General features: G+C 70.2%; 9 protein-coding genes. 1 reads left to right on the forward strand and 8 read right to left on the reverse strand.

What is annotated here, in order from left to right; all coding sequences use genetic code 11:
- The 5 genes from B9G38_RS12200 to B9G38_RS12220 all read right to left on the reverse strand — a co-directional run.
- A partial coding sequence (locus B9G38_RS12200; protein WP_143415435.1) for an aldehyde dehydrogenase family protein occupies positions 1-697 on the reverse strand: 697 nt, incomplete at its 3' end.
- On the reverse strand, positions 681-1,556 hold the full coding sequence (gene proB, locus B9G38_RS12205) for a glutamate 5-kinase (protein ID WP_086220548.1): 876 nt from the start codon (positions 1,554-1,556) through the stop codon (positions 681-683). The genes B9G38_RS12200 and proB, both read right to left, overlap by 17 nt.
- Positions 1,549-2,325, reverse strand: coding sequence for a pyrroline-5-carboxylate reductase (proC, locus tag B9G38_RS12210; protein ID WP_086216370.1), 777 nt, complete (start codon positions 2,323-2,325; stop codon positions 1,549-1,551). Before proC ends, proB begins: the two co-directional genes overlap by 8 nt.
- Before the next feature lie 88 nt (positions 2,326-2,413).
- Complete coding sequence (locus B9G38_RS12215; protein WP_086220549.1) at positions 2,414-3,448, reverse strand: glycosyltransferase family 4 protein; 1,035 nt, start codon at positions 3,446-3,448, stop codon at positions 2,414-2,416.
- Positions 3,449-3,482: 34 nt separating this feature from the next.
- A complete protein-coding gene (locus tag B9G38_RS12220) occupies positions 3,483-4,349 on the reverse strand; it encodes a hypothetical protein (RefSeq protein ID WP_086220550.1) in 867 nt (288 codons plus the stop codon).
- Between the two features lie 119 nt (positions 4,350-4,468).
- Here B9G38_RS12220 and B9G38_RS12225 point away from each other — a divergent pair, with 119 nt between their 5' ends.
- Positions 4,469-5,482, forward strand: coding sequence for a lysylphosphatidylglycerol synthase transmembrane domain-containing protein (locus B9G38_RS12225; RefSeq protein ID WP_086220551.1), 1,014 nt, complete (start codon positions 4,469-4,471; stop codon positions 5,480-5,482).
- A 9-nt stretch (positions 5,483-5,491) separates the two neighbouring features.
- On the opposite strand, the gene B9G38_RS12230 is transcribed toward B9G38_RS12225, so the two are convergent.
- From B9G38_RS12230 to B9G38_RS12240, 3 genes are all read right to left on the reverse strand, one after another.
- Positions 5,492-5,959 carry a hypothetical protein gene (locus tag B9G38_RS12230; protein WP_086220552.1) on the reverse strand — a complete coding sequence of 156 codons (468 nt, stop codon included), beginning with the start codon at positions 5,957-5,959 and terminating at the stop codon, positions 5,492-5,494.
- A 63-nt stretch (positions 5,960-6,022) separates the two neighbouring features.
- Positions 6,023-7,759 (reverse strand): DUF2070 family protein, encoded by a 1,737-nt coding sequence (locus B9G38_RS12235; protein WP_086220553.1) that lies wholly within the window; start codon positions 7,757-7,759, stop codon positions 6,023-6,025.
- Complete coding sequence (locus B9G38_RS12240) at positions 7,760-8,824, reverse strand: glycosyltransferase (RefSeq protein WP_086220554.1); 1,065 nt, start codon at positions 8,822-8,824, stop codon at positions 7,760-7,762.
- Positions 8,825-8,897: the final 73 nt, after the last annotated feature.

The raw sequence follows: 8,897 nt of genomic DNA on the forward strand, positions 1-8,897 counted from the left end.
GGATCTGGGTGTTCTCCTGGATGTAGGAGACGAACTCCGAGGAGCCGCGCGGCATGACGAGGTCGACGCGGTCGTCGAGTTCGAGCAGGCGGTCGACCTCCTCGTGCGCCTCGATGAGCGCGGCCCAGCCGTCGGGCAGGTCGGCGGTCGCCTCAACGATCGCCTCGTACAGCACGCGGTTCGACTCGCTGGCCTCGCTGCCTCCTTTGAGGACGACGGCGTTGCCGGACTTCAACGCGAGCGCCGCGATCTGGACCAGGGCGTCGGGCCGCGACTCGAACACGGTCGCGACGACGCCGATCGGCACGGCGACCCGGTACAGCTCCAAGTCCTCGTCGAGCTCGCGCGCCGCGAGCGTCTCCCCGAGCGGGTCGTCCTGTGCGGCGACCGACTCGACCATCGAGGCGATCTCCTCGATCTTCGTCTCGTCGAGCTTCAGGCGGTCGACTAAGGCCTGCGTGTACTCCCCCTCGGCGAGCATCCGCTCCGCCTCCTCGACGTCGACCGCGTTCGCGTCGAGTATCTCGGACTCGCGCTCGCGGATCGCGTCGGCGATCGACCGGAGCGCCTCGTTCCGCGTCGCCTCGTCGGCGTTCGCGAGCCGGAGCGCGGCGCGTTCGGCCCGCCGGGCCAGCTCGTCGGTGTCGGCCTCCACGTCGGTGTCCGGTTCCGTGTCGGTGTCACTCATCGTCGTCACCAGTCTCTGGCATGAATAGCGTGCCCGTCGGCTTACCCGCTACGATCCGCGCTAACACGTCGCGCTCGGCGGAGCCCGCGATGATCGCTGGGATCCCGTTGCGGCTCACGTCGTGGGCGCCCTCCACTTTCGTGCGGATCCCGCCGAAGTCGGTCGCGGTGCCGTCGCCGACGATCTCGCGGAGCCGCTCGTAGCCGTCGTCGACCGCCTCGATTAGCTCGGCGTCCGCGTCGCGCTTCGGATTCCCGGTGTAGACGCCGTCGACGTCGGTGAGCGTCACGAGGAGGTCGGCGTCGAGACCGATCGCGATCGACGCCGACAGCATGTCGTTGTCGCCGATCCGGAGCTCGTCGGTCGCCACCGCGTCGTTCTCGTTGACCACGGGGACGACGCCCCACGACAGCAGCTTCTCGACGGTGTTGGTGAAGTTGTCGAACCGCTCCGGCGCGTCGAGGTCCGTGCCCGTCACGAGGATCTGCGCCACGTCCTGGTCGAACCGCTCGAAGCTCTGCGTGTAGTGGCGCATCAACAGCCCCTGTCCGACCGTCGAGAGCGCCTGGCTCTCGGCGATCGAGTCGACCCCGTCGCGCGACTCCGGTCCCACGTCGAGCCGTCCGGTGCCGGCGCCGACCGCCCCCGAGGAGACCAACACGACCTCGGTGCCGCGCTCGCGGAGGTCCATCACGTCGGCGACGAGCTTGTCGAGCTTCACGCGGTCGAGCCGGGAGTCCGCGTCGGTCAGGGAGTTCGTTCCGGCCTTGACGATCACCCGGTCCGCGCCGGCCGCCTCCCGCCGAGCGGCCTCAACGCGCTCGGGGTCTGCCGTGCCGACTCGCTCGACGCTCGCGTCCTCAGGCATCGTCGAAGGCCTCGGCGAGCTCTCGGGAGCGACGCTCCGCGGCCGCGACGGCGTCCTCGACCGCCTCGTCGGCGTCGCTGTCCCAGAGCACGTCCATCCCCTCGATCGTCGTCCCGTTGGGCGAGCAGACCGCGTCGATCAGCTCGTCGACGCTGCGGTCGTCGCGCAACACCGTCTCTGCGGCGCCCTTGAACGTCTGGGCGGCCAGCGTCTCCGCCTGCTCGGGGTCGAGTCCGCTGTCGATCCCGCCCTGCTTCATCGCGTCGATCAGGTAGAAAGCGAACGCGGGGCCGCTGCCGTTGACGGCGGTCGAGACGTGCATCAGCGACTCGTCGACCTCGACGAACTCCCCGACCGCGTCGAGCATCTCGCGGACCTCGTCGGTGAGGCCCGCGTTCGTCGCCGCCGCGGCCATGTCGCCCGTCTCGGCGGCGAGGTTGGGCATGATCCTGACGACCGGCGCGTCCGTGCGCTCGGCGACGAACTCGCGGGGGAGCCCCGCCGCCAGCGTCACGAGCTGCTGGTCCGCCCGGAGGTCGAGGTCGTCGAGAACCGCCGGCGCCACGTCGGGCTTCACCGCGAGGACGACGATGTCGGCGTCGCGCGCCGCCGCCACGTCCCCGGTCGTCTCGTCGACGGCGTCTTCGATCGCGGCGAGCGCCTCGAGGTCGAGGTCGATCGCCGTGAGGTGGTACCCCTCCGCGCGGGCAAGCCCCCTGAGCAGGGCGCCGCCCATGTTCCCGCAGCCGATAACGCTCACACGAGTCATTTGGCTCTACGGAGTCGACCGGAGGACATACCAACTGCGGTTTTCGCAAGTTTCCGCGAACGGCCGCCGATCGGCCGCTCCGGACCGCTCAAACGAGATCCGCGTACAGCGAGCGGTACCGGTTGGCGATCGCGTCGAGCGAGAACTCCTCACTTCGCGCCGCGGCGTTGGCACCGAGTCCCGCCCGGCGGTCGGCGTCGCGGAGCTCGTCTAGCGCGTTGACGAAGCCCTCGACGTTGTCTCCGGGGGCGTCGGTGACGTCCGCGCTCGCGGCGCCGTCTCCACCGCCCTCGCTGCCCATCTTCAGACATTCCTCGCCGTCTTCCAGCCACGAGAACGTCTCGATGTCGCGCACGACGAGGGGTTTCCCGGCCGCCATCGCCTCCAGCAGCGCGATCCCCTCGTTCTCCTCGTGGGTCGGGAAACAGAACACGTCGCCCGCGGCGTACGCGCCTCGGATGTCGTCGACGAACCCCGTGAACGTACAGTTCGACGGCGCCTCGTCGATGAGCCGCTTCGTCTCGCGGCCCTTCAGCGATCGGTCGACGTGGCCGAACCACGCGAAGTCGACGTCCGGCATCCGATGGGCCGTCTCGACGAACGTCTCTAACCCCTTCCGCTTGATCACGTGGCCGACCATGAACACCGTCGGCGGGTCGAGGTCGTAGCGCTCGCGGTACTCCGCTTCCAGCGACTCGAAGCCGTCGAGCTTCTCGCGGTCGACCCCGTTCGAGACGACCGTCGTCGGCACGTCCGCGTACCCGCGGATCACGTCGCGGTTGTACTCGGAGGGACAGACGAGCCGGTCTGCGAGCCCGTACGCGCGCCGGAGGTACGGCTTCAGCGGTCGCGCGAGCGCGTTCGTGAACCGGAAGCTGTCGCCGAAGTCCTCGGCGGTGACGTGGGTGTGCGCGACGACGGGCACGCCCGCCTTCCGGGCGCGCCGCGCGTACCAGACCGAGCGCGGGCCCATCAGATTGAGGTGGAGTACGTCGGCGTCCAGCGTCGGCTCCGGGGTGTACTCGATCCCGACCCGGTCGAACATCTTGCGCTGGTGGTCGACGGACGCGGCCATCCCGCCGGTGACGTGCTCCTCGAACTCGAAGTAGTGGCTGACCTTCATCGGAGACACCGGCGGTGGACCCGGTTGGAGCCGATCACTCGACTTCCAGCCACGGGACCTCCATCAGCGCGGGGATGTACGTCTCGATGTGGTGTTCCCAGACGCCCTCCTCGCCGAACGCCTCGCCGTGGTCGGCGGTGACGACGACGTCGCCGTCGAGTTCCTCGACGAGCTCCGAGACGCTCTCCAAGGCGATCCGGAGGTTCTCCTCGTACATCGACAGCGCGGTCACGCGCGTGCCGTCCGTCACGAGGTCCTTCGGGTCGAGTTCGAGCCACAGCCCTGCCTTCTGGGCGAACTCGCTGTCGTCCAGCCGGCTCTCGATCTTCGGCCGGACGGTGTCGCTGAGCGAGGAGAGCAGTCCGCCGTCGTCGTCGCCGCCGTCGCTCGCCTCCTCTTCCCCCTGCTCTCTGATCCCCTTCTGGATCTGCTTGAGCTTCTGCCCCTTCCCGCGGGAGAGGTAGGGAGCGTGCGGCTGCATGTAGTGGAGGACGGTGCGGTCGGCGCGCTCGACCGCGTCGAGGTTGTTCCGGTACGCCCGGGTGAGCCCCTCCGGCGGGACGGTGCCGAGATCGTCGTCCCACTGGGTCTTCCAGACGTCGTGGATGTCGCTGATGTGCTCGGAGGCGGTCCACTCGTAGTCGCAGCTGGCGCCCCACTTGAGCTCGTTCAGCGGGATCCCGAGGTCGTTGATGAACGGGTTCCCGGAGAAATACGCGATGTCGTGTTTGCCCGTGAACGTGCGGTAGGCCCACTCCGGCGTCGACGACCCGACGCTCTCGCGCTTTTCGAGCGTCCCGTCGAGGTACTCGTCGTACACGTCGGCGAACACGTCGTACCGGCACGCGTCGAGCACCAGACAGTAGTCCCAGTCCGACTCGAGGAACCGCTGATCTTCCATTGGGTGAGTCGTCGGCCCGCCGGTACGTATGTATTCCCATTCGGCGCCTCCGGGGTCGAGAGGGCCGCGCGGCGGCCGCGAAGCAGACGTTTCAAGTTCGCTACCGACCCACCCCGTCTATGGAAGGCCCACAACGGCGCGCGCTAATCTTGGGGGCTGGCGGCGCGGTCCTCCTCCTCGCGGTGCTTTTCGTCGTCGTCGGGGTCGATCGCGTCGTCGACGCGCTCGTCCGCGCCGACCCGGCGCTCGTCGCCGCGGCCGCCGGACTGGGGCTCTGCTGGCTCGCCGCGTGGAGCCTCATGCTGCGCGCGGTGTTGGGCGCGCTCGACGTCGAGATGTCCGTCCCGACCGCGTTCCTCGTGTACAGCGGCGCCGCGTTCGCCAACAACGTCACCCCGTTCGGGCAGGCCGGGGGCGAGCCGGTCGCCGCCGCGCTCATCTCGAGGGTGGGCGAGGCGCGCTACGAGACGGGGCTCGTCGGCATCGCGAGCGTCGACGTGCTCAACGTCGTCCCCTCCGTCTCGCTCGTGTTCCTCGGCGTCGGGTCGTACGCGGCCACCACCGCGGTCGGCGACCGCGTCGGGTTCGCCGTCGCGAGCGCGGTCGGCCTGATCGCCGCGATCGTCACGGCGATCGCCTTCATCTGGCGCTACCGCACCGCCGTCGTCGACCGCGTCCCCGGCGCTGTCAGGCCGTTCCTCGGGCGGTTCGAGCGTTTCGACGCCGAAACGATCGAGGCGGGGCTCGCCGACCGGCTGGGGAACTTCTTCGCCGACATCGAGCGCGTCGGCACGGACCGGCGGCGGCTCCTCGGCATCGTCGCCCTCTCGCTCGTCGGGTGGCTGTTTCAGGCGGCCGCGCTCACCGTCGCGTTCGCCGCGGTCGGGCACCCGGTCTCGCCGTTGATCCCCGTCTTCGTCGTCCCGCTGTCGTACGTCGCGGGCGCGACGCCGCTCCCGGGCGGACTCGGCGGCATCGAGGCCGCGCTCGTCGGCCTCCTCGTGCCCACGACCGGGGTCGCCGCGTCCGCGATCACCGCCGCGGTCCTTGTCTTCCGCGGCGCGGTCTACTGGCTCCCGATGGTGATCGGCGGCGCGTCGGCCTCCGCCCTCGGGGTCAAGGCGTTCGAGTAGCGCGGGTCGTCACGGCCGATCCGTCCGTCTGCGCACCGCCGCGCCGGCGACGAATGCCGCGCTCCCGAGCGTGAGAGCGACCACGAGAGCGACGACCGGGCCGATCCGGAGCCCGGTCAGCAGTTCGGCGCGGGGACGCAGAGCGACGACGGACGGACGCGGGACCGCGTACCCGCCGTCGCCGAGCGTATCGCGGCGGGCGAGCGCAGCGAGCGGCGGGACGACGAAGACCCAGACGGTCGCGAGGAAGACGGCTCCCCAGCCCACGAGGAGGCCGCCGCGACGTCGTCCGGCGTCCCCGGCTGCGCCGACCGCGACGGCGATGAGGGCCGCCCAGAGGGGATAGCGTCCGGCGGCTCCCGTCGGCTCCCACGGGAGGACGACGAGGAGCGAGGCGGAGACGAACGCGGCCGCGACGACGCCGAGGGCGCGTTTCGGCGTCCGATCGGTGCTGAGGAGGAGGGTCCGGGAGACCATATCGGGGTCTCGGAGCGAGCGCACAAAAACGGCGGGTGCGGCTTCGCCCGGAGTACCACCGTCTCAGAAGAAGAGCCACAGCACGAGCAGCACGTACAGCGTCACCAGAGCGATGATCGTCAGGCGGATGAGGATGTTGACGCTGAACACGAGCCCGTTGTAGTCATTTTTCAGCAGCTTCACCGGCTCCGTCCGTCGGCTCGCGAACCCCACGGTCGCGGGCGCGACGTCGTCGACGGCGCGGTCGACCGCGCGCTCGATGGCGTCGAGGTCGGACTCGCGCATGTTGGCCAGCTCGTGGATCGACGCGTGGGTGTCCGTCGAGAAGGGGATAACGGCGTCGAACTCGTCGCGGCACGCGTCGGCGGTCGCCCGCACGTCCGGGGTGAGGCCGTTCGTGTCGACGCCGATCCAGAGCACCTCCTGTCCGTCGACGGACTCGACCATCGCCAGCGCGTTCTGTGCGGTCCGCGTCACCGCGAAACCGGCGGCGTAGCCGTCGGCGAGGTCGGCCGTCGCGAGCCGGTCGCGGAAGTCGTCGAACGCGCGCTTCAGCCGGTCGGCCTCGGCGGAGCCGTACTGTATCTCCACCTCGGGGCCGTTCTGGATGTCGTGTCTGTGCTGGTCGATCAGCAGCACCTCGTCGTGGTCCACGTCGCGCATGAACACGCCGGTGTCGTAGTCGTCGATCCCCTCGCCGTGGAGGACGATCACCTGCCGGTCGCCGATCCGTCGGCCGTGGAACCTGACGTCCGCGTACCCCTCCCGCTCGCCGTACGACTCGGTGACGAGCCGCGAGACTCGCTCCGTCCGGTCCGGGTCCGCGACCGCGTCGAGGATCCGCTCCGCGTCCGCCGGGTCCGAGAGGTCCTCCTTGTGGGTACACGGGACGTGGAAGAAGAAGCCGGCGTCGCCGTCCGCGGCGGCTCCGCCGTCGGCCGCGACCGCGGCGCGGTCGGTCGCGCCGTCCTCGCCCTCCCGAGCGCCGTTCAGCGCGTCGATCAGGTTCCCGCTCAGCTGGCCGCCGCCGAACCCGCCGAGCGGACCGGGGTGGACCCACGGCGCCGCGACGGTGAGCCGGTCCCCGTTATCGACCGCGAACGTCTCGACCGCGGGGCGGGCCTCGACGCCCAAGTCGAGCGACTCGCGGTCGTTCCGGAGCAGTCCGGAGGTGAGCGCGAACGCGGAGACGTCGGTGTTGCTCCGGATCAGGTAGTCGACGACGAGGAGCACCAACACGAGGAACCCGGCCGCGATGAGCAGCGACGCGAACGCGAACACGTGGCGGTACGTCGAGAAGCCGAGCTCGCTCCCGCCCAGCGCGTAGAAGGCGGCGATGAGCAGGGCCGGCTCGGCGAGCGACGCGAGGAGGATCCGGTCGGAGCGGTCGATCCCCGTCGAGACGACGAGCACCAGGATGTTGAGCAGGTACAGCGTGATGAAGCTCAGCCAGATGATGCTCCACGCGTTCCCGACGTTGTCCGCGCCGGAGAGCACGAGCGCGTACACGAACAGGACGAACTGCGAGGTGAGCGCGAGGAAGTAGCTCCACGGCCGCGGGTAGCCGTCGAGGACGCGGGGGAACAGCTCCGCGGCGACGACGAACGGGACGAGGAAGATGAGGACCGCCACCGGCACGATCCGCGACGGGTCCAGAGCGAACGGCGTGAAGACCGTTATCGCCGCGACCGTGGCGACGCCGTACACCCCGCTCAGAAGGACGAGCGCGGCGGCCTGAACCCGGAGCCGCGGCACCGAGAACACGAGCCGCTGGAAGGCGTCGACGTTGTCCGCGCCCATCTAGCCGGTCACCCCGTAGATCGATTCGAGCTCGTCGACGGTCTGCTCCACCGAGAACCGCTCGACCGCCGCGCGGGTGTCCCTGTCGCCGTCGAGGCAGTCGCGGACCGTGCGCTCCATGTCGTCGAGGTCGTCCAGCGTGAACCGCGCGCCGTTCTCCGGACCGATCGTCTCGTCGAACGGCGCCACGTCGGCGGCCGCGACCGGGGTGCCGCAAGCGTTCGCCTCCAGCGTCGAGAGCCCGAGCGTGTCGCAGGTCGAGGCCGTGACGAAGACGTCGAGCGCGGCGTAGAAGTCGGGGAGTTCCTCCCGCGGGAGGAAGTCGTGGAACCGGACGTTCGCCGGGGCGTCCGCCTCCAGCTCCGCCCGGACCGGCCCTTCGCCGACGAGTTCGAACCGCGCCTCGGGGAGCCGCGCCGCGAGCCGGAGAATCTCGTCGACGTTCTTCTTGCGGGTCATCCGACCGCTGTACCCGACGACGGGCCGGTCGTCTCCGTTCGGTCCCCCGTCGGCCGCCAGCGAGTCCGCGCCGGCGTTCTCGCGGGGGCGGAACCGGTCCATCTCGATGCCGACCGGGAGCCGGTACGGCTTCACGTCGCGGCGGATCCGCGAGGTCGAGGCGGTGACGCAGTCGAACGCGTTCAAAAAGCGGTTCTCGTAGGCGACGTACGCCCGTCCCGCGAGCGCGGCGAGCCGTTCGGACTTGAGCCCTTGGACGAAGTAGTCCTCCACGGGGGTGTGATGGGTGTACACCGAGGTGGCGCCGTACCGCTTCGCGTACCGGAGCCCCATCAACCCAGTCGACGCCGGGCCGTGACAGTGGACGACGTCGAGGTCGGGGAGCGTCGAGAGGCGGCGGTAGGTGGGGAAGCGGTACTGCCGGTAGAACGGGTTCGGCAGCGAGCGGACCGGGATCTCGCCGTCGTCGGGCTCGTGGCTGCTCGCGGGGTAGACGACGTACACGTCGTGGCCCCGCGCTTCGAGGCGCTCGCGCCACGCCTGTATGGTGTAGGTGACGCCGTCGATCCCGGGGAAGTAGCTGTCTGTGAAGAAGCCGATGTTCATGGTGGCGTCTGTCGGTCGTGCGGTCGCGGTCGGCCGCGGCCGCCGGGGCGGACTCGGCGCGGAGGGGACGAGC

Source organism: Halorubrum sp. SD612, from assembly GCF_002135005.1.